The sequence below is a fragment of the Alteromonas macleodii ATCC 27126 genome, assembly GCF_000172635.2.
GTDB classification, from domain to species: domain Bacteria; phylum Pseudomonadota; class Gammaproteobacteria; order Enterobacterales; family Alteromonadaceae; genus Alteromonas; species Alteromonas macleodii.
In genome coordinates this window covers 1,716,492-1,738,447 of the sequence record NC_018632.1, presented here as the reverse complement: position 1 = coordinate 1,738,447, position 21,956 = coordinate 1,716,492, and the positions used below count along the sequence as shown (strand labels likewise).

The following is a 21,956-nucleotide window of genomic DNA, read 5'->3' as shown; positions in this document are numbered from 1 at the left end:
CCTTATTAGACAATGCCGGTGCAAAGTGTGCGTTTTTAGTGGATCGTATATTCTTTAACACTGCTTAATTGAGAAATATGTAATATGAAATTCAGGGAAGATATCAATGCCCTGCGAGCCATCGCAGTAGCTTCAGTAGTCGTTTTTCACTTCAATCACAGTTGGTTGCCTGGCGGCTTTGCAGGTGTAGATGTCTTTTTTGTTATTTCCGGCTTTCTTATGACAATGATTGTTGTGAAAGGCTTGGAAAAAGAAAATTTCTCAATTCTTTCGTTTTATATTGCGAGGGTAAAAAGAATCATTCCAGCATTGTCTGTTCTTTGCTTTACTCTGTTGATCTTCGGTTTATTTTTCATTTCTCCGATAGACTATTTGAACTTAGGCAAACACGCGGCGGCAAGTTTATCTTTCGTATCAAACATGGTTTATTGGTCGGAATCAAACTATTTTAACCCTTCATCAAATGAAAAATGGCTATTACACACTTGGAGCCTTTCGGTAGAGTGGCAGTTTTATCTAATCTACCCATTGGCTCTAGTTTTTCTTAAAAAAGTTCTGACATTTCGACAATTGAAGTTCGTTGTACTTTGCGGAACTGTACTAGCTTTCATGTTTTCTGTTTTCGTTACCATTAAATCAAGCAGCGCAGCATACTTTTTGCTACCTACTCGAGCCTGGCAAATGTTAGCTGGAGGTTTAGTATTTCTCTATCCTTTGAGCATCAAAGATTGCTTTAGGCCGCAGCTACAATTAACTGGCCTAATATTAATAATAATAAGCTTCTTTATATTCTCTTCATCTACGCCTTGGCCGGGGTACGCTTCACTAATACCAATTATTGGTTCGTGTATGGTACTAGCTTCTAACAGTGACTCTAAGCTTGTAAGCAACAATATTGCTCACTCACTTGGCAAATGGTCTTATTCTATTTACTTATGGCACTGGCCCATAGTCGTTGCTGGGTATTATTTTGAATTGGGTCCGTATTGGTGGCTAGTTGGTATACCCCTATCAATTTTGCTTGGTGCTCTAAGCTATAAATATATTGAATCTAAAACGCTAAAAGATTACCACTTGGATAATTTCAAAGTGCTTTTACGCCCCTTACCATTCGCAATTGTAGTAGCTCTAAGTGGCATGGCCATTTTTTATACTAACGGGCTTTTGCACCGTTTTTCACAGAGCGAACAATTGTTGGTTAAATCTGCTTTAGAAGCAAAAGACGACTGGAATTATCCTAAACCTAATATGGAAATAGCGGGCTTAGAAATAAGATTTATAAAAGGTAGTTCAGATAAAAATTTATTGGTAATGGGAGCAAGTCATGTAGAACAACTTTACCCTTACGTCAAAAGTTTAGAAAACAAATACAATATATATTTTCTGACGCAGAGCGGCTGCTTTGTTACGCCTTCGATGAAAAACCCTAAATGGGGATGCAGTGACCTTCAAAACTACAAAAAGCTGCTCGATAAAATCAAGTTTGAGAAAGTACTGACATCGTTTTACAGTTTTAACTCGTATCTACCAACCTCAACTTCCCAGAGAAATAGCGAAAAACTTATCCGGATAAAAGAATTCGATAATTTTATGCTTGTCCTGAAAAGTAAAGTTCGTGAAATTTTCTTATTAACGGGCGAGCCTAAGGGCACAGAATTCGATCCCGTTTTCGCAGTCCGTAATAAACTACCCGATAGTATTGCAGAAACACAAGTCCGTATAAATTATTCAGAGCATGAAGAAGCTTTAACTAAGCTAAAAAATATTGATGACATAAACATCATTGATCCTATTGCCTATCTCTGCCAAAACAAACAATGTAAAACAAGAGATGAAAAACGAGGCTTCTACTACCGAGACAACAACCATATGCGGCCATGGTATTCAATTCATGCGAACTCGTATCTAAATAACATCTTTCTACTGTAGAAGTAGTAATTACGGTCATTTAAGGCTAAACCATAAGCTTCATGAATTTAGTAACAAACAATTGATTTAGCTATAAAATATTTTTAAACCTAATAATATAGGCAAAGAAAATAGCTTTTTAATTAAGAGAGAGAGATGATGATAAAAAATAGACGCGACTATTTACATTTCTTAGAACAAGATAGATTAGCATTGAATGTAAAACCAACTCTTAAAAACTACTTAACCCATGATATTTGGCGTTTCCAAGTAGCTTTAAGAAAATTAGAGTTTAGGAAAAACACTTCTAAAACTTTAATTGGCAAAGGTTATGCTGCGTATTTGCAGTTAAGGGTACGAAGGCTAGGACGTAAGCTAGGTTTTTCTATACCTGCCAATGTCTTCGGCCCCGGTTTATCTATAGCTCACGCAGGTACCATAGTAGTCAATGGAAAGTGTAAAGTTGGTGCAAACTGTCGAGTCCATGTATGCGTTAACATCGGAGGAAGTTTATCTAAAAAGGGAGCTGCTCCTCACATTGGCGATGACTGCTATATAGGCCCCGGCGCCAAAATATACGGCGATATAAAAATTGGCGATAATGTCGCGATAGGTGCTAATGCTGTAGTGAATAAATCCTTTGACAGTGACTGTACTATCGGTGGCATACCTGCAAAAGTTATCGCAGATCAAGGGCCACTGGAAATTTTAAAAAACAAGCGAACAGAAATTAAATATTAACTCTATGCTGAAGAGAATACTTGCACACACACGTTTTTAACGTTTTAAAATGACACTTCAATGTTTTTCTAGAAGAGCTAAGATAGTACACTGCTGCCCTGTATGTTCGGCAACGGCATTTATATTGCTTCCCGGTAGATAGTTTAAGTTCGGTAAAAGGATATTAAAAAATATGGAAGTACAAGTGCTACCTTCAGTGTCCGTTATAATCACGACACACAATCGCCCTGACTATTTAAAAGAGTCACTCGCTGCAGTATTAAAACAAACTGTTATGCCAAAAGAAGTGTTCGTTATTGATGATGGCTCTTCGGTGAGCTATGAAGAAGTGTTATCTCTTTTTCCAAAAGATCAATTTACTTATATCAAGGTCCCCGTTGCGTCAGGTGCTAATGCAGCACGTAACTTAGGAATATCTAAGTCGACATCAGATATTGTTGCGTTCTTGGATGATGATGACGTGTGGGACAACGACTATCTTGAACAACATATTGCAGTACACCAACACGCTGATGCTGTAACCTGCGGATACCGATTCCTTGAAACACCAGATAAAATTCACATCAACGAAACTGAAGTTATCACCACAGATGTGATCAAGAAAGGTAATAAATTCTGCGGAATGAGTGGCGTTACGTGCAAGGCTTCATTAGCTAAAAAGCTGATGTTTGATGAAGAGCTAAAGAATAGCCAAGATTGGGACTTCTTTGTTCGTATTACATTAGAAGATACTGTTTTCAGAAACATCCCTAAAGATATTTATTTCTATCGCAGAGGTCACGTTAGTATTTCTACCGAAGTAGCCAATATGCCACTAGAAAAAGTCTTCCCTAGGCTCAAGGCATTTAAAAAACATAAGGCGCTATTAGGCAAAGAAGCTTATAACGACCGAGTTGCTAATCAAATTCTTAGTCAAATTGGCAAGAAGAATAACAAGCTAGGTTGGATTAGTTTATCTGTGCGAGAAGCGGGGTTAGTAGCAACAGCCAAAGTTATCTTAGGGAAAGATAGGCTTCGTCGGAAGTTCGGCAAGTAAGCAGCATTTACAAAATAGTAATGCGCGCTGTTACCGACGTTAACAGCGCACTTTTTATGTAGAGATAAAACTTTATAAACTCTCTATCACGTCCGCGTATCGCTCAGCTACACTCTCCCAACTAAAATCAGCTGCTTGCTCAACTGGTGCATTAGCCCAGTCGGTTGATAGTGTGGTGGCTATGGCAGCAGCGTATTCTTCAGTGTTTTCAACATTACAAACCACACCTGCTTTACCTATTAGTGTTCTACGCATGGAGTCATCGGTAGCTACAACGGGTAAGCCACTTGCCATTGCCTCTAGGTACACTCGCCCAAAAGGCTCGTCTTCAGATGGTAATGTAAATGCATCAACTGAACGATAAACATTGGGAATATCAGCAAAGTCAACTTTAACGATGTTAAAACGTTGTGCACCTAACTTTTGTGAACAAAGGTCATTAAAGTACTGTACATCTGGGCCATCACCACAAATAAGTAACGACACACCGTTTAGTTGACTTACTGCCTCGATGGCTAGATGTATACGCTTGTGATTTTGCCTACTTAACGCACCAACAGTTAATAACACTTTGCCCTGTAAACCATGCTCATATTTTTCGCCCTGCGGGCTGAATTTAGCTAAGTTTACACCGTTAGGAATAATCTCCACCCGTTGTTCAGGTGCTATAGAATGAACATACTCTTTGGTTTCTTGGTTAAACACAACCAAGCAGTCAGGTTTAAATTTCAAATTGCGACGTAATACTTTACCGTTCGATACCATCCCTGCCCTTTCGGTATAAAGAATGGGCGTTTTGAATAGTTTTCTAATTACTGTTGCTACTGCCAAGCCACCATAATCGTTATTAGGGTAAATGACATCACAACGCTCAAAAATTAAATATGGCGTGTATGTTAGGAAGCTAGTTAGCGACTCGATAAGCAGAGATGGATTAGAAACAAAGCGCGTCAGCAACCAATCAATGGTTTTATTGCGCTGGGCTTTTTTCACTTTCCCTCTGGGAATACAGGGAATAACTACACTGTGTTCACTACATTTGGATGAGCTTAAAAGCTTTACGTCAAAAAATGCGGCAAGATGTTCCGCCATTTCATACGCACTGAGCTGAGATCCGCCGCTTGATGAAAACCCTGCCTCAGGGTGAATAACGGCTACTTTTTTCTTCATAAAATTTCCATTTTAGTGCATAGAAGTAATTGCTTTGTCCGGTATTCTTTTTAAGTATACCAAATTGTCTTCAAAGATTATTCTTGAAATAGGCGAGTTAGTAATAAACTATCATTAATAGTCCATTTTCGAATATTTAGATTAAGCAATTTAGATTCCGTTTTTTATAAAACTTAAAAGAACCAGAGTAAGGCGAGCTGTTTTACCAGCAGTAGCAAACTAAAATTGTAAAGATCCCATCCACAGGCTTGCTACGTACCAAGGTTAACACTACCCTTTCGATACAGCCCTAGTTTTCCTTTCATGCTTTTCAACCTATAGGGATATACCATGCACTCTGCTAACTCAAAGCCATCTATTTTTCGCTTCGCTTTTATTGGTTTACTGTCGTTTCTAATGCTTTCTTGTGCCACAGTGAACAAGAATGATAAAGATTATACAAAAGGCGGCCAACCCGGTGATATTTTGCATAACTATCTTAATGCGAATATTAGTAATAATAATACTGTAAGCTCATTACTAGCTAATTACAAAGGTCCTAAAAACCTATCAACCGTTATTGAAAAGTACGAAGACGAGATAGCCCAGCTTTATAAGCAACATGTGTTAATACCTAGGCCATCTATAAGTGAAGAAGAAAAGAAAGCGCTGTTTGCTAATATAACGTCTAATCAAGCCTCAGCTCTGTTTGCTTTGTATCCTATCGATACTGCAAAGTGGATGAAAATAATTTCAACATATACGGGCTTAAGCAAAAACGATATTTACGAGTCGGCGATTACAGCAGGGTTAGACCCTTCAATAGTTTTTGCCGCATCAGCCTCAGGGTTTGAAGATACCGCTACGCCGCTTATCAACTCGATAGGGTTGGTAATTTACGGCCAAGATGAAGAAAGTACTGCCACCGTTAAATTTAGGGCTGATGATGATACCTATTGGCGTGAAGGGTTAGACCTAGCGTGGGAGCCCATTTACGGGTCGTTCACTGGAAGCATAGTGTATCTAGAAGCAAACACTACGTACCATATAGAAGTTAAGATTACAGATATTTATGGCGACGTAATAGAGCATACCTTTCAAACAACAACAAAGCTCAATAGTCCCCCTATCGACCCAAATAAAATTTATTACCTTTCAGAAATTTATTCTGGCGGCCAACTGGATTTAGAAGCGCTAAATATAGAAGGTAGCGAAGATGGTTACGCGAAAATTATTGGTGATGGCCCCGCTATTGAAGCTGGCAGCGATGTACTCTCGGCTGTGAATATTGGTAACAATTCATACGTAATGCTAGAAAACCTTACCGTTAAAGGCGGGCAGCGTTACGGTATATTCGCTAAAAAAGCACACCATATCTGGATTAAGGGCTGCAATGTTTCTGAATATGGTAGAGAGGCTGTAGATATAAGGGATGGTATTGCCTACTCAAGCACCACTAATAACTCACCTATTAATTACGATTCCGGTATTTACTTGGAACGAAGTGGTATTGCGGTAATAGAAGAATGTGAGGTACATAGCCCTAACTTGGGTGCAAATAGCTGGGCAGCAGGTCACCCTAAAGGTGCAAATGCGCTACAAGTTTGGGCATATCACGACAGCGACGCCTACCGAGGTGAATTCATCGTTAGAAACAATCGCTTTTACGGCGCGCCCGATCATAGATTCAATGATGTTATTGAGGGCAGAAAAAATTTCGAAAGGCGCGGTGGCTTCGTTAAGAATTCGGCAATCTATGGCAACTACCTAGCTTATGCAAATGATGACTTAATAGAAATAGATGGTGGTCAACAAAATGTGTTGGTTTACGACAATGAAATGGAGCAAGGTTATGCAGGTATAAGTATAGCGCCGAATACTTTGGGACCTAGCTATATATTTCACAACTACATACATAATTTAGGTGATGAAACAGGCAAAGAATGGACTGCAATAAAAGCAGGCGGGTTGATTTCTAGACCAGCGGGCAGAACCTTCGTATTCGAAAATGTGATTGACGTTGAGCGTAACGGTATTGCTGCATCCAGAGTTGATAACGATTCTACATTTTGGGTAACCACGCAAAACAATATCATATTCACGAAGAAGACTGGCTATTCTGTTGGGCACTGTATTTTTGACAAAGAAAAGTATTCGGGCAGCACAAGTACTAACGACCTTTGTTTTAACGAGAATTCAGCCGATGCAAGATATGAATTTAATTTAGATAATGTTGTTGAGCACCCATACTCCGACGATATCTCATACATTGAGTCACTACAAAGCTCACCCAAACCAAAGCTGTATATATCGGATGAATTCAAAATTCCTAACTTTTCTTCGGAAGAAGTTTTACAAGCCGTAGTAGAGCAGACACCAACAGTGTGGGAGTTTAAAGCGAACGAAATTGAGTACACCGGCTTTCCCAAACAGTATCGTTACGGAACGACAACCGTTACAAGTGACCATACTGTTACTTTAACCGGAAATAACTGGCACATGTTCCCGATTAGCTACACATTGACCGAAGACTCTGTATTAGAGTTGGACCTTGAAGTAGAAGGTAACCCCGAAATAGTAGGTATTGGCTTTGAAACAGACACTGAATTAAATAGCTCTAGAGTGGTTAACTTTTTTGGTACGCAGACATGGGGTATAAAAGGAAAGGACTTTTTTACGTTTACATCAAGTACTATATCATTCCCTATAGGGCAATATGTAAAAGGTAAAGTGAACTACTTAATACTAGTGTTAGATAATGACGATATTGAAAGTTCGCGTAATAGAGATAAAGTAAAATACAAAAACATTCGACTAGTTGAGTATTAAATAAGGACAAGAGTTAATTTTCAATGTACAGATCCTTAAATGCGTATAGTCTATTGATTGCTAGAAGCTCTAGGTATAGGAAATAGCGATGTTTGGCATCAATTATGCTGCAAAGGAATTTCAATTTTTCTACTACTAGAGGTAAACAGTGCTAAAGAGTTTATTTAACAAAGGAAATAAAAGTAAAGTTGATAACAAATTATCATTAGCATTAAATTTACAAGAAAAAAATTTTTTCTGGAATCCAAAGGATAGGACACCAAACATTGGTGATTATTTAGCATTCGAGACCGTTAACTACTTACTAAATTTAAAAGATAAGCACCCAATTGAGATTCGAGATGGAAAGATACTCTCTATTGGATCTGTACTTCATTTTGCAAGAGATAATGATGTTGTATGGGGTACGGGGAGAAATGGAAAAATCTCTGAAGATAAACATAATTTCAGCAAGTTAGATGTTAGAGCTGTTAGGGGCCCTAATACTAGGAAATATCTAGAAGAAAAAGGGATAGAAGTTCCAGATATTTTTGGTGACCCAGGCATACTAGCACCTTTAATTTATCCGAAACACATGTTAGAGCAGGTTTTTGAGTGCCCCAAGTCAAACTTTGTAATTATTCCTCAACTAAATGACAATATTGAAAACTATAAAGGTTATGAGAAACATTTGGTTTCTCCTAGGCAGTTTCCAGCTCATTTCATAAGCAATATAATCAATGCGGAGTTAGTTGTTGCGAGTAGTTTACACGGCTTAATTCTAGCAGAATCATATGGAATTCCCGCCGTCTTTTTCAATTCAGGTAGTGGAGAAACAATGTTTAAATATGAGGACTATTATTATGGTACAGGAAGAGAATCATTTATAGTAGAAAAGGAACTAGCCTCCTGTTTTGATAAATCCACCCCTCCCATACCGGAACTTAGTCGAAAACAGGAGGCACTTGTAGCAAGTTTCCCGTATGACAGATATTAAAACTACTAAAGGAAAAGCCTTTTATCTAGTTTTACAAAAGGTTTTTCTATAAATCTAAATATCAACGCCGAAAAATGCATCATACGGAACGGTATTGTTAATATTTGATTCTCTCTCGAGGCGTTTTATTTTTTCGGCTGGTGTTTCTTTTGAACTTGGCATAAGTGGATGCTGAAATGGTTTCGACCAGTCGAGTCTACCATGCTTTCTGAGCCAAACCAGTACCGTCGACCTTCCTTGTATTCCGAAGTGAGCTTGTGCCTGTTTATAAGTGAATTCGCCTTTTTCTACACGCTCAACTACACCCAATTTAAAAGCTAATGTGTAATCACGCTGTGTGCGCTTAGGTCTTTGATTACTTGAAGTTGTCATAAAGAAGTCCTCTTTATGTCAACGTATTTTAGGACGGGACAGCGAAAACAAAAAAGCCAGGTCGTAAACCTGGCTTTTCCATAAACTAAGTCAGTTAACGCTTTAATCTGCGAGATGCAAATAAAATCATCAACGAAGATAAAAGAATTGAAAGAATACCCGGCTCGCTTACAGACGTAAAATTGCCGTTTGAAGCCGTTATGCTGTAGACAGAGTTCGCGTTTACACCTTCAACATCTTGATCGTTAATGAAAACGATATAGTTAAACGTGCCCGTTACGAAGCTACCCACGTTTACAAAAAAAGTTTCGATAGTATTTACTGTTTGGTAAGTGTTGAAATCCTGAACACCAAACGTTTGAGAACCCGCTAATTGAAAGTATCTATTCGTTCCGTTTCTGTAATCATCTTGAGAGTCAAAAATCACATCATCATCAAAACCAAACCCATGAAGTTCGCCTAACAGCGATGAAAAAAACGTAACTTCTAGAACGGTATCCTGTTCTATAACAAATGGCCCTTCAAACGCAACCCAATTATTGCCGTTCATTGTCAAGCTAGCACCACCATTACTTGCTTCAACCTGACCATTCTCAAACTGATTGCCATAATCGGAGAATGAGCTCGAAAAATCCAACGATATTACTGCAGCGTTTACCGAAAACGCGAACAGAGAAATGAATACTGCGATTAATTTTGTCACTACTTTACATCCAAATGTTAAGACTACACCTGAAAAGGTAATGCAAAAAAAATGCCAAGATAAAATAACCTATAAAAATCAGCAATATGAGCAAACCCAATTTACTTTAAAATATTCTGTTGTAAAAAAAACAGACATGATGCTTTATGGATAACTAAACTTTAATTAATTATTAACTTTCTTACGAAAAAACATGTCTTTCAATTCTAGTAAACTCAACTTTAAATGCGGATAGAACAGCACAGCTAGAGTTAAGGGATAGACTAGTGCGCCTATGGTAACAAGCCCAAGTAATAAAATAATATTATTCTTTAGAGTCTCTGCTAACACTGGTTTAATTAAATTTAAAACTGTAAACATTATTACAGAAGATACAACCGCGGGAGCTACACCCGACAAAAGACTCTTTATGTTGATCGGAACGTGCTTTTTCACTATGTAGAGCCTAACAGGTAATATAAAAAAACTCGCAACTACCAATGATATCAACATCACTTTTACACCAAACCATATCGTGCAGCCAGCCACTAAAATGTTGGACACTAAATTAAGCATTGTAAGCCTCAAAGCGTCGTGAGTCTTTCCTTCAGAAACTAATAAGTTTGGAAGAAACCAAGCAATAACACTTGGAAACATAGCGAAAGCTGAAATAGTCATATAAGCGGCACTGGGAGAAAACTTTTCTCCAAATGCTATGATAACAAAAGGGTCTGCAATAGCAGCTAACCCCATAAAAATTGGAAGTACAAGTAATGCTGTGATCGAAACCATTTTTATGTAAAGGGTGCCAAGCCTGTTTTTTTCTGTCACTCTAGAAAAGCTTGGAACAACCATCGAATTTATTGAACTCATTGTTACCTGGTTTATAACTAACTCCCCTTTATGAGCTGCAGCTAGTAATGCAAAACTTGCTGGACCTAACACGAATCCTGTAAACATGTTGCTAGCTTTCCTGTGAAGGAAGTTCATTATTGTCATTCCGAAAAGAGGTAAGCAAAAGCTAATCAACTCTTTGTTATCGCTTTTATCGAAATGAAAGTAAGGTTTAAATTTAGCCACATAAAGTAAAAGAAAATATTGGACTATAGCATTAACTAACTTACCGATAATTAGCGCCCAAAGACCATAATCATTCTCGGCCAATACAATAATCGTCACGGCAGAAATTATAGTGGCACAGAACTTTGCCCCCCCCATTTGCTTGTTCTTAAATTCGCGAAGTAGTTTCCCACTAACAACTACCTGTAGGCTTGTCACTAGCGTAATTGGGGCAAGGCTGGCAACAACCCAAGCGGCTAATTCGGAGTAAGAGTAATAGGCTATAGGCGCTCCTATACCCAGAATTCCTAATACAACTATCATTCCCATACCAGCAACAAACGTCATTGTACTGGCAGCGTATCTGTCTTCCCACTTGTCTCTTTGAACTAGGTTCTGATTAACACCCGCATTTACTAGAGTATTGGCAAATTCAATGAACAGAAAACAGAAACCGGCCAAACCGAATTCCTCTAAGGTAAGAACTCGAGCCAAATAGGCATATACCAGAAAATCAACAACGTTGATCCCCGTTCTTGTTAAAGACGTCCAAATACTACCTTTTGTAGCTTTTTTCTTAAGCGACATTCATTTCTCAATAATTTAACTGGGAGTGGTTTTCGAAAGTATTAACTAAGTTCTATTTGCTTCTTTACCTAATTGAAGCAAAAGAAACTCCGTCATACTGGTGAGAAAAATTAAAAAAAGTAACCAAGTAAGACTAACCTTGCGTTTGAAGGAAAAGCTGGCATTAGTAAAAGTCTTCTTTGTTCGCCCCAAGAACATTTTTACTAAGCCAACACAAAACCGAAGTTTTCGACCTACGCTAGCCTTTGAAAGTTCTGCGTCCCAAGTCCCCCCTACTACACGCTTTCGTTTGATTAACAACTCTTCTTTATTGCGCGATGGGTGAAAAACTTCGGCTTTTTCTGAATATACAATTTTGCCCCCGGAGCTCACTACTCGCTGACTAAACTCAACGTCCCCGCCAGATTTTAACTTTTCGTTAAACCCGCCGTGTGTTTCAAGTAGTTGCTTTGTACAAAACAAATTTGCAGTTATGCACTTGCCGTTTTTTGCGTTCTGGTCTTGCTTCATAGAAAACATGTTTTCAAAGTCTAGAGCACATTGTTCAGTATTTTTCGCGCTATCTGAGAAAAACGATACTTTTCCTGCGACCACAGTCCTGCCACTTTGCGCTTTCCAACAATCAAGTAGGCTCTGAAGCCAATTTTCAGAAACCACACAATCGGAATCTGTAAATGCAACGAATTCTCCTTGAGCCAATTTAAGCCCTTCATTTCGTGCAGCATAAGATCCGGGCGTAAGGCACTGGATAAGGCGGAACGCTTTTTCATCCAATTCAGAAATTAATTTTTGCAGTAGTTCGTATGTACCGTCAGATGAACCATTATCAACAATTATGACTTCATACTTATCTTTTGGAAAAGTCATGGCCCCAAGCTTTTCAATACAAAGGCCTACTCTGTCAATGTCGTTATAAACTGGTATTAAAACGCTAACTTGTGGGGTATACAGGGAAGCACTATTATCTGAATTCATTTCATTTTCTACCAATACTCTAGGCATTATTAAGAACCATGTTCCAAGCTTCGACTACACGGTTTTCACCGTAACAAGCTAACACTTCTTTGCGAACTTCTTTTTTAGATACAAAAAGAGTTCGCAGCATATCCTTTGAAACTTTTCCAATATCTACTAGGTGAACAAATGAATGCTGCTCGCTTTTGACTTTTCCAAACTGGCTTGCGTTCACCAAAACGTTACATCCTTCTCCGATAGCATGATAAAAAGACCCAGAACTTATCATAGTGTTATCTGAATGGGGTAAAAGGACGAACTTTGATGCTCTCAACATTTCATTCAACTCATCACTTGAAAGAAAGCGATTATCCCAATCAACGTTGAGGCTTCGTTCTTCAATAATCTTTTCTAACATCTCGGTATAAGTTGGATCCGAACACTTTCCCGCTATCTTCAACGGAATTGATGAAGGCCAGTCGAGAAGGACTTTATCTAAATTTTTATAAGGCTTTATTCCACCGAAAAACAACACATCTATAGTGCTTTCTTGCTCTGTTGCTTTAACGTCCTCAATGAGTTCATTGTTTGATTTATACAATGGATGAATAAGAGAAGGAGACGAAAAGTAACTCTCTAGTGATATTGGGGGTATGTTTAGCTGTGAGTACAACTTACATAGAAAATCAAAGCGCTTAGTACTCCCTTTGCTATTATGTGGCCGAAAGTTATGCTTTATCCAGATCACTTTTTTAGCACAGATTTTAGAAAAGACGACTAATAAGATCATTTTAAAAAAATACTGAACAGTAGTTTTATATGACCTGCCATATACTCTATCTTCTACCCAGTTTAAAATCACGATGGCTTTTTTAGGGTGAATTAATAAATACTTAATAAAAGTTAAATCGGTTGGCTTAACATCGTAACCTAACTTTCGAAGTGCTTTTTTATTTAAGTCTAAAAACTCATTTTGACTTCTTGGTGGATACATAAAAGCTTTTTGCATACTTTCCTGCTTCATTACGCTAATCCCAACTTAATTTTCCCTTCGCTTTTATTCCAATAAAAACACTATATCGCCATAGGCTTTTTCAATATTTTTCTACGTAAAACTCTGACGAAATAGTTTGCTGTAGCTTTAATACCGGCAAGCTCTATCGACAGAAAAACCCATTCTTTTTTGTTTTTCTTATGTTTTAGCGAAAAGAGTACTTGCTCACTCACACGCTTTTTAAACCAGTAGTCACCTAAAAACTCCTTGTGCTTATATGCAGAAGCTAGCCTAGGGTAAATATCTTTAGGGGCTAGTTTACGTACTTTAGCTCCAATTCCATCTTCATTTTGGAAGCGATATAAAAAAAGCGCCTTTGGTATGTTTCTAAAATCCATTCCTTTTGTAAATAATCTCACAAACATGTCCCAATCTTGGCCATTGGGGAGGTTTTCATCGAACTGGTTCTCCTCTAAAACTTTTCTGCGACAACTAAACCCAGACATTCCACAGTAGGTATTCCCTCTTTGCAAAGAGGGTTTAGTCACTTTTTCATCGTTATTTACGACTATTACATTTTCATTTCCTAGTTGTTTAAAACCAGTTACAACCGCATCAGCCCCTTCCAAAAACCTTGCATGCACTTCACTGAGATAGTTAGGAAGCCAAACATCATCATCATCGAGAAAAGCAACGATAGCTCCTGAGGAATTATTAATACCTATATTTCTAGCCGCATTTGCCCCAACGTTAAACGGTTGTTTTAGATATTTAACACTAAGGCTTTCCATTAACGATTCAATGTTGTCATAACTCTCAGTAGAACAGTCATCTACAACTATTATTTCGAATGGCTTGATATCTTGGCGGCTTATTCCATACAATGCCTCTTCTAAAAAATGAGGTCTATTACGAGTCGTTATAACAACAGAAATTTTCACTAAATTCCCTTTCCATTAAAAATTAATTATCGAACCATTTTGTGTGCCCTATAAATTAGGCTGCGCGTCTATTTTTCTCACCTAAAAGCAAGAACCTGGCGAAAGCTACCTTGGCCACAATCAAATAAACAGCTATCGGCCCGATTAAACCCGCCGCCAATCCAAACGCGAAGTTAACTTCAATAGGTAGCTCAACAACTTTATTAATAATTATCCTACTTGCTGCTGTAAAGAAAACATGGAATATGTAGATGCTATACGAATAAATGCCAATTTTTGCCAGCCAATGAATTTGCAGCCTTAAACCTAACAAGAAATAACAGCTAATCATTCCTATTACACAACCCAATAAGCTTCTGCCATATACACCGTCCGTCAGAAAGTAAATTGCAGCCATTATTCCTATAAAACCGATTAGGCTAGGTAACACAGGTAAAGGAGGTATTTTGAAACGCACTATGCTCATTCCAAACAAAAAGAACGGCGTTAAATATATAAACCCTTTAAAGGCCAGTAATTTCGTGTAGGGCTGTCCAATGGCTAGAGCTAAAAAAGCCGCAATAGTTAAAATTGTAACTAGTCTATTATTTAATAACCTATTGAGTTCAAGCGGTATTATTAAAACAAACACCCAAAATAACGCCTCTACAAACCAAAAATGTTGAACTGGATATATATGTAGAAGCCACCAATTGTCTATTTTATTGTTGGTGCCAGGCACTAAAGCTTGAATTATAGCGAATAGCGTACCTACAACTAACATAGGAATAAGCAGTCTTCGTGCTTTACCTTTTAAAAATTTCGGCCAATTACCTGACAACGGCCTATAGGCATACACCATACCCGAAAGAAATGTAAATAAAGGCATTCTCACGGTTTCAAGCAAGTCATTAATCTCCCGCAGAAAGCCACTTTCTATATGCAAGCCATTTGACGGGTTATTACCAATTACATGGTAACCCACCAAAAATATGCAAGCCAATCCGCGAAGCGTGTCTATTCTTATATCTCTCATTTACTCTGCTTACTTGTCGCTTCCATCTAATGATTGGATGTATTTTTTTGTATAAAGCGCTATTTGGTCCCAATCGAACTGAGTTAAAAACCTTTCCCTGTCGATGTATAAATTCAGAGCATCCAAATTATTCAGCTTAGAAGTGAGCATAGCTTCGTTACCTACTTCAAAATAAGTATCTGCAGGCGCTTCTATATCTAAATTAGGGATGATGTCACTCAGCAATACATCGGTTCCCGAACTGATTGCTTCTAATGCCACAATTGGAAGGCCTTCGTGATAAGACGGCAACACGAAAACTTTTGCATGTTGATACAGTGCTTTTAGTTCGCTGCCAGAACGACGCCCTGCGAAAATAATATTTTCAGATGCCATTGCTTTTAGCGACGTGGAGTATTCGTCTTCGTGATCGGTATTACCTACTATAACTAGTTTAAGCTGCGTATTTGCCTTTTTATAAGCGTTTACTAGGTTATGAAAACCTTTTTCTGGTACTAAGCGCCCTACCGTTACAATGTAGCCGCTACTAGTAAGGTTAAGTTGAGCGGGCAAGTCACTCTCTGGTGATCGGCCAGTAAACGAAGGCAGCATACCGTTAGGAACATAATTTATTTTGTGTGCATGTTTTGGGTACTGTTCTTGTAGCCGCGCTGTTAGAGACTTGCCAACCACAAACATTTTCTGCGAAAAAACAACGCCCATTTTTTCCCCAAATTTTAGAATACTTTTTGCAAAACTATTCCACTTTTGCCTGTCGTAATCTGCACCATGATGTGTAACTACTACCTTCATACCCAGCAATCGTGCAAGGGGTGTGAAGAGTGCTGGGCCTATAGCGTGAAGATGAATAACATCGGGCTTTAAAAATAAACGTGCATAAAAAATAGCGATAAAAGTGTGAAGAAAAGTTTCTAAAAATTTGTTTCGCACAGCCCAAACTGAACGCACTTTAACGCCTTCATATTCGCAAGCTTTTTTACTCAAATACGGCGAACGTCCAATAACGGTTATATCGAGATCATCGCTTTTCATTCGGGGGTAAATATTCTGGCAATGAGATTCGATCCCCCCCATTACATCTGGTATTCCACGCAAACCGATAACAACAATATTCATTAAATAGCATTTCCCTGTGTTGGATTTATTCCCATAACTTTTTCAATACTTGAAATAGGCGCTTTACGTTGCTTGTTTGGTTTATTGGCGAAAACTAACGCCCCCATTAAGCTAAAGAATATAAGGCCTTCTATATTCCATAACGGCATAGTCGCCATGTTCATAGCCATAAAACCAAAAAACGATAGTAGCAACAGCTTTTTAAGACCTGAATCAGATAAAGTAAGGGTCTGAAATACAATAGAAACACATAATAATAGGAATGATAGCAGCCCTAGCAAACCGTACTCATAAAGATAAGAAACGAAAGTATTATGTGCATATTGCGCAAAAACACCGCGCCACGAATCAGGTCCAAACCCGAAAAGTTGGTTCAGGAGGTCAGCATTTATAAAGGCGTTTATGTAAAAGCTCCAAATATAAACCCTAGCAGACATTATATCCTTTTCAGCCTCGCTGAAATATATAGGAGCTTTTAAAACAACATCGAGATTAGATATGAGAGTTCCAATATCAGCGAACCGCTCGCGCATCGTTATAGAGAGCGCCATAAAAGCGAGAATGATGACCATGCTAACAATCGTCATAACTGACACTTTTTGAGAGGGGCGAATTCGCTGCTCTATCAAATTGTAATAGAATACGGCTACTGTAGGTAGAACTGCTAACATTGCTGTTCTGTAATTGACTAATATCAGTAAAAACACAGCCAGGCTAAACAGCGTACTTCTAAACTTTATACTTCCGCGCTCTGTTAAACCAATGACAAAAATAAAGCTTACAATAATCATTGAAAACGCAGCTTCGTGATTATACCCGCCTATATAACTGGCTGAACCGTCAGCTTCTGTAGCTTTTACTTCGCCTAACAAAAACGAAAACACTTGTAACATTACTGGCATAACAAACGCGACAGCGAGCTTTTTGAACGTATCTGCGTGACCCTGCATGCGGATTGAAAGAAACAGTGCGCCAGATAGAACTAAGAAGTAACACCATTTAACTAAAACATTAATGGTGCCTGGAATTTCAAAATTTACTATGCCGCTTGCCGCGATGGCCGCGAAGAAAAGGTAATAAGGAAATAGTTTCCTTAAAGTAAAAACAGCAGTAGGTATTAATAGTAAGCCCAAACCAGCTACGCCAATGCTCCCCAATGCATTTATTGAAAAGCCAGCTACTAATGACGAGTAAGTAATGCTATGAAACGCCGACAAAAAGAATCGCAACCATATAGCGCAAATAGCAAACGCAAGATATTTATTGCAGTTCCCAGTTATGGTGCGATACACCAAAATAAAACTTATTAGGCCAACAACTACTTTTAACCCTTCAAACATGTTTATTTGCAAACCTTTTCAATAATGGCTATTACTTTTTCTTGAAAGGCATTGTAAGAAAATTGCTTTGCACAGCTTTTGCTTTTTGCAGCGTAAGATGCCCGAACAGTTTCATCACTGAATGAGCTTAACGCACTTGCAACACCTTCAGCGTTATTTAACTCACAAAGAATACCGTTTTTTTCATTGCTAGCGCCAGTTACTCTGTAAGGGTATTGCTCGGCAATAATTTCCGCAGGGCCAGATTCGCAGTTTGTTGCTATTACTGCTTTTTCTAAACACATGGCTTCAACAATGGCATTAGGGAACCCTTCAGCATTCGACGTGCTTACAAAGTATTCGGCATTGCTTAAATAAGGGTATGGGTTTGCTTTAAAACCAAGAAACTGCGTTTTATTTTCAATTCCCAGTTCTTTAGCTTGTGCTTTTAGGTTCGCTTCTTCATCGCCCACGCCCAGAATCACTAAGTTTTCTGCAATGTTAGCTTTAGCATAGGCGTTAAGTAATAAAGAGAAATTTTTATTTTTGACTAAGCGCCCTACCCCAATAATGTAAGGCTTTGCTGGTAGATCCTGCACACTTTCCGATGCCTGAGCCTGAAGTTGCTCGATATCATACGGGTTATACAGCACCGAAATTTTATCTCTTGATACTGCATAGTTGTCGATAAGGTCGGCTTTTACACCTTCAGAAACGGCTACAACGCTGTCAGCTTTGTTGTAAAGCAAACGAACTAATAGTCGGCTAACACTGTCTTTTAGCCCGCCAGAAAGATGGCTTGTTGTATTAACCCGCTCGCTTATTATGGCTTTAAATTTTAGCCGTTTAGCCAAGATAACGTTTAAGAAGTTACTTCTTGTTAAAAAGCTGAAGCAATATTCTGGGTTCAGATCTGCCAATACGGGTTTTAGTTGCTTATACCCTGAAACCAAACTTCCTTCGGTATTAAGTACTATTTTATTTACGTACTCGGGGCATACCTGTGACTCTGGCAAGTCGTCAAGAAGAATAAGATGGACAGGAACACTTTTAGCAACAAAGTACGATTGCATTATGGTTAATAGTTTAACCATAACTCGTTCAGCGCCGCCGCCTTCAAGTGAATTTATGATAAACACCGCTGGACGCGCTGAGTACTTCATGAAAGTTCCTTTTCGTTGTAATAAAACTACAAACAGTTCTAATGATATCAGGTGTTATTGATATTCGTACATGGTTTCCGCCCTTCAATGCTAATTGATGGCAAGTGCTTATCGAAGCTTTCGAGGGCGCTGCACGATTTACCTAGCTTATAAGAAACACGAATTATGCCAATTATGATCACTTTTGAGTAAAAGATAATTCAGTTAAGCAAAAACCTTTCAAGTTATCACCAAGTTTGCCATCATAACGCAATCACAGGTGAGACAGCGTACAACGTTGTAGTGAAACATTTTTTACATTCGCCTTAATCTATTGCATAAAGTATCCACGGCTTGCACCAAAAAGAACGCTACGTCACGCGAACACAGAACCCAGTCAAACTCCGCAGTTTAATTACTGCTTTTCGCGCTGGCGTTATTATGATGTCTTGCGTATTTGTCGTCGCGTCTGGTATTGCTCAACAAAAAACGGTCTTTACCGAGCAGGTTTATAAGCGGATTAATGACGTATATGGCAGTAACGCTGCCGAAGATGTTGCTGATTGGCGACAACTGATCGATGAATTACAACAAGAGGCGATTGATGAAAAACTCTATTCTATCAACCGCTTCTTTAACCGGTTCGATTTTGTTGACGATCTTGTTCACTGGAACGAAAAGGACTACTGGGCCACCCCTATAGAGTTTATTGCCACTGGCGCAGGCGACTGCGAAGACTACACCATTGCGAAATATTTCTCACTCATTGAGCTAGGTGTACCAGAAAGTCAATTAAGGCTTATGTATGTAACAGCATTAGAATTACGTCAACCTCACATGGTGCTAGCTTATTATGAAACGCCTAGCTCAGTACCTTTAGTTTTAGACAATATTAATCGGCGAATTTTACCGGCGAATAAGCGCAGAGACTTATCCCCTATTTACAGTTTTAATGGTAATGGATTGTGGGCTGCGAAAGCGATGGGAACAGGCCGGAAGTTGAGAGGTAGTGGCCCAATGAAAATGTGGGACGACATGGTAGAGCGACTAGACCGCGTAATGTACGGAGATAAAGAAAAATAATGAGACTATCTACCCAATTAAGTACGAGCTTAGCCATTTTTTTAGTTTTAGTATTTGCTGGCTCTTTCATTATAAATGTAAAGCTAACTCGAGAATATGTTAACGAGCAACTAGCGACTCACGCTCAAGATACAGCAACGTCTTTAGGCCTTTCCATCACGCCTTACATTGGCGAACCCAACGGAATAATCGTTGCGGAGACTATGGTAAATGCCATTTTTGACAGGGGTTTCTATCAGTATATTACGGTCTCTGACATGGAAGGAAATTTACTGATTGAGCGTAAAAACCCAAATACTCAAGATTCAGTGCCTGCGTGGTTCACTAATTTAGTAGAAGTCACACCACCCGTTCAACGAACTGAATTAAACGACGGCTGGACCCTGGCCGGGGAGCTAACCGTTCAAAGCAACCCAGGGCTTGCAAATGAAACGCTTTATGAAAGTGTCAAACAAAGTGCCTTTATGTTTTTTGCCGCGTTCGTTGTAGCCTACATCGCGTTGCTTTTCATAATTACCGCTATTACAAAACCGCTTAGAATCGTGGTTCGCAAGATTAATGACATTCAAAACCAAAAGTTTTCTCAAATAAACTATAAGCCATTTACCCAAGAGCTTACATTTATTACCCAAGCGGTGAATAAGCTGTCTTCATCTGTAGAAGGGATGTTTAAAGAACTTTCCCAAAAAGCAGAACACTTCAAGGCGCAAGCGTACGAAGACAGCCTTACGGGCGTTCAAAACAGAAGTGCCTTCACTCGTCACATGAACGCTTTATTAAGTTCGACAGCCCATTCAGATGAAGGTTATTTAGTTATAATACGACTAGCGCACCTCAACGCTATCAATACTTCTCTCGGAGCCCAAGAGGGCGACAATTACGTTACTTCAGTTGCCAACATTCTTAAGCAGTTCTCCAAAGAGTCGGCTGAGACTACACACTTATTCAGGCTATCAGGCGCCGACTTTGCACTAGTCACTGAAGCCATATCAAAGAGAGAATGTTCAAATAAAATCGAAGATTTAAGTGAAACTCTCGTACATTGCAATCCTCTCAAAGACGGAAATCGCTCGGTGTGGATGGGCGTGGCGCAATTTAGCGATAAGCAGTCTTTTTCCGAAATTATGGAAAATGCTGACAGCGCGCTTATGGCTGCAACTAAACAAGCTAATGGATGGCAATTTGCTTCAGAACTCTCTCATATACACAGTAACACTGCATGGAGAGAAAGGCTTAATGTGATATTGGAGCAACAGTACGCTGACATGCTGATACAACCCGTCATGAGTATTGCTGAAAACACTCCCTCATATTTTGAGGCTTTCGCACGCTTCAAAGACAAAGAAAGCGGCAGTGTTATACCAATGTCGCAGTTAATCCCCGCTTCAGAACGATTGAACCTTATTCCAGAGGTCGATAAGTTGGTAGCAACCCTCGTTTTTAAAAAGCTTTCTCAGGCAAAATGTGATGTGGCCATTAATATTGCAAATGCATCTCTAGCTAATTCCCATTTCAGAACCTGGCTAGTTGCACAATTGAACCAAAACACGGCACTTTGCACTAAGTTGGTGTTCGAATTCGAAGACTCAGCACTCATTCACCATAAAGATGACACCATATCTTTTTGCAAGACTCTAATGACATTAGGCTGCCGCGTAACAATTGAGCACTTTGGAGAAAATCTTGCATCACTTGCAGGATTGAGGGCTATTCAGCCTCATTTTGTAAAAATTTCCGGCAAGCTTACGAAAGATATTCACACAGATAAAGATAATCAGTTGTTTGTAAGTAGCTTGTTGAGCATAGCTCGAGGATTAAATATCAACGTAATTGCTGAGCTTGTTGAGAATGAAGCAGAGTCAGTGGCATTAACTCAACTCGACGTTGCTTATCAGCAAGGTTTTTATTTCGCAAAGCCTACGCTTTGGCAAAATTAAGTTACTTAGCCGAAAAGTCGTATAACAAAGTGAAGACCTAGCACGCTTATTTGTTATACAATGATTACTAATGGTGTTAGCAAGACGCTGACCCGACGTTTTATTTAAAAGGATA

The 21,956-nt window shown here is 38.9% G+C and carries 17 protein-coding genes and 1 pseudogene; 7 read left to right on the top strand and 11 right to left on the bottom strand.

Translation table 11 applies throughout. The annotated features are described in order from the left end of the window. Nucleotides 1–84: 84 nt before the first annotated feature. From MASE_RS07450 to MASE_RS07440, 3 genes are all read left to right on the top strand, one after another. Nucleotides 85–1,929, top strand: a complete 1,845-nt coding sequence (locus MASE_RS07450) for an acyltransferase family protein (RefSeq protein ID WP_014949127.1) — start codon at nucleotides 85–87, stop codon at nucleotides 1,927–1,929. 135 nt (nucleotides 1,930–2,064) lie between these two features. After that, entirely contained in the window at nucleotides 2,065–2,649 is a 585-nt protein-coding gene (locus tag MASE_RS07445; RefSeq protein ID WP_014949126.1) for a serine O-acetyltransferase, read from the top strand. Between the two features lie 172 nt (nucleotides 2,650–2,821). Then, on the top strand, nucleotides 2,822–3,685 hold the full coding sequence (locus MASE_RS07440) for a glycosyltransferase family 2 protein (protein ID WP_014949125.1): 864 nt from the start codon (nucleotides 2,822–2,824) through the stop codon (nucleotides 3,683–3,685). A 72-nt stretch (nucleotides 3,686–3,757) separates the two neighbouring features. Here MASE_RS07440 and MASE_RS07435 read toward each other — a convergent pair whose 3' ends face one another. Beyond that, complete coding sequence (locus tag MASE_RS07435) at nucleotides 3,758–4,855, bottom strand: glycosyltransferase (RefSeq protein WP_014949124.1); 1,098 nt, start codon at nucleotides 4,853–4,855, stop codon at nucleotides 3,758–3,760. Nucleotides 4,856–5,185: 330 nt separating this feature from the next. Between MASE_RS07435 and MASE_RS07430 the strand changes: the two genes are divergently transcribed. Together MASE_RS07430 and MASE_RS07425 are read left to right on the top strand one after the other, a co-directional pair. Then, nucleotides 5,186–7,663: a right-handed parallel beta-helix repeat-containing protein gene (locus tag MASE_RS07430; RefSeq protein ID WP_014949123.1), complete on the top strand. Its 2,478-nt coding sequence runs from the start codon at nucleotides 5,186–5,188 to the stop codon at nucleotides 7,661–7,663. A gap of 148 nt (nucleotides 7,664–7,811) precedes the next feature. Beyond that, nucleotides 7,812–8,639: a polysaccharide pyruvyl transferase family protein gene (locus MASE_RS07425; protein WP_014949122.1), complete on the top strand. Its 828-nt coding sequence runs from the start codon at nucleotides 7,812–7,814 to the stop codon at nucleotides 8,637–8,639. Between the two features lie 108 nt (nucleotides 8,640–8,747). Here the strand turns inward: MASE_RS07425 and MASE_RS07420 are convergent. The 10 genes and pseudogenes from MASE_RS07420 to MASE_RS07370 all read right to left on the bottom strand — a co-directional run. Then, nucleotides 8,748–9,011: pseudogene (locus MASE_RS07420) on the bottom strand (helix-turn-helix domain-containing protein); the annotation flags it as partial. Between the two features lie 94 nt (nucleotides 9,012–9,105). Further along, nucleotides 9,106–9,714, bottom strand: a complete 609-nt coding sequence (locus MASE_RS07415) for a hypothetical protein (protein ID WP_014949120.1) — start codon at nucleotides 9,712–9,714, stop codon at nucleotides 9,106–9,108. A gap of 165 nt (nucleotides 9,715–9,879) precedes the next feature. Continuing rightward, the gene (locus tag MASE_RS07405) at nucleotides 9,880–11,340 is read right to left on the bottom strand and encodes an oligosaccharide flippase family protein (RefSeq protein ID WP_014949119.1); all 1,461 of its coding nucleotides are present in this window, start codon (nucleotides 11,338–11,340) and stop codon (nucleotides 9,880–9,882) included. Nucleotides 11,341–11,385: 45 nt separating this feature from the next. After that, nucleotides 11,386–12,315 (bottom strand): glycosyltransferase family 2 protein, encoded by a 930-nt coding sequence (locus MASE_RS07400; RefSeq protein WP_148275219.1) that lies wholly within the window; start codon nucleotides 12,313–12,315, stop codon nucleotides 11,386–11,388. A gap of 19 nt (nucleotides 12,316–12,334) precedes the next feature. Further along, on the bottom strand, nucleotides 12,335–13,318 hold the full coding sequence (locus tag MASE_RS07395; RefSeq protein WP_041693448.1) for a glycosyltransferase family protein: 984 nt from the start codon (nucleotides 13,316–13,318) through the stop codon (nucleotides 12,335–12,337). Between the two features lie 50 nt (nucleotides 13,319–13,368). Next, nucleotides 13,369–14,229 carry a glycosyltransferase family 2 protein gene (locus MASE_RS07390; protein ID WP_014949116.1) on the bottom strand — a complete coding sequence of 287 codons (861 nt, stop codon included), beginning with the start codon at nucleotides 14,227–14,229 and terminating at the stop codon, nucleotides 13,369–13,371. Between the two features lie 55 nt (nucleotides 14,230–14,284). Next, nucleotides 14,285–15,244 carry an acyltransferase family protein gene (locus tag MASE_RS07385; RefSeq protein ID WP_014949115.1) on the bottom strand — a complete coding sequence of 320 codons (960 nt, stop codon included), beginning with the start codon at nucleotides 15,242–15,244 and terminating at the stop codon, nucleotides 14,285–14,287. Between the two features lie 9 nt (nucleotides 15,245–15,253). Next, entirely contained in the window at nucleotides 15,254–16,360 is a 1,107-nt protein-coding gene (locus tag MASE_RS07380) for a glycosyltransferase family 4 protein (protein ID WP_014949114.1), read from the bottom strand. Beyond that, nucleotides 16,360–17,262 (bottom strand): O-antigen ligase family protein, encoded by a 903-nt coding sequence (locus MASE_RS07375; RefSeq protein ID WP_232362827.1) that lies wholly within the window; start codon nucleotides 17,260–17,262, stop codon nucleotides 16,360–16,362. The genes MASE_RS07380 and MASE_RS07375 overlap by 1 nt, the downstream gene beginning before the upstream one ends. Before the next feature lie 440 nt (nucleotides 17,263–17,702). Beyond that, on the bottom strand, nucleotides 17,703–18,842 hold the full coding sequence (locus MASE_RS07370; protein WP_014949112.1) for a glycosyltransferase: 1,140 nt from the start codon (nucleotides 18,840–18,842) through the stop codon (nucleotides 17,703–17,705). A gap of 333 nt (nucleotides 18,843–19,175) precedes the next feature. On the opposite strand from MASE_RS07370, the gene MASE_RS07365 reads away from it, so the two are divergent. Together MASE_RS07365 and MASE_RS07360 are read left to right on the top strand one after the other, a co-directional pair. Beyond that, nucleotides 19,176–19,904, top strand: a complete 729-nt coding sequence (locus tag MASE_RS07365; RefSeq protein ID WP_014949111.1) for a transglutaminase-like cysteine peptidase — start codon at nucleotides 19,176–19,178, stop codon at nucleotides 19,902–19,904. Then, entirely contained in the window at nucleotides 19,904–21,841 is a 1,938-nt protein-coding gene (locus MASE_RS07360; RefSeq protein WP_014949110.1) for a bifunctional diguanylate cyclase/phosphodiesterase, read from the top strand. Before MASE_RS07365 ends, MASE_RS07360 begins: the two co-directional genes overlap by 1 nt. The last annotated feature ends 115 nt before the right edge of the window (nucleotides 21,842–21,956 follow it).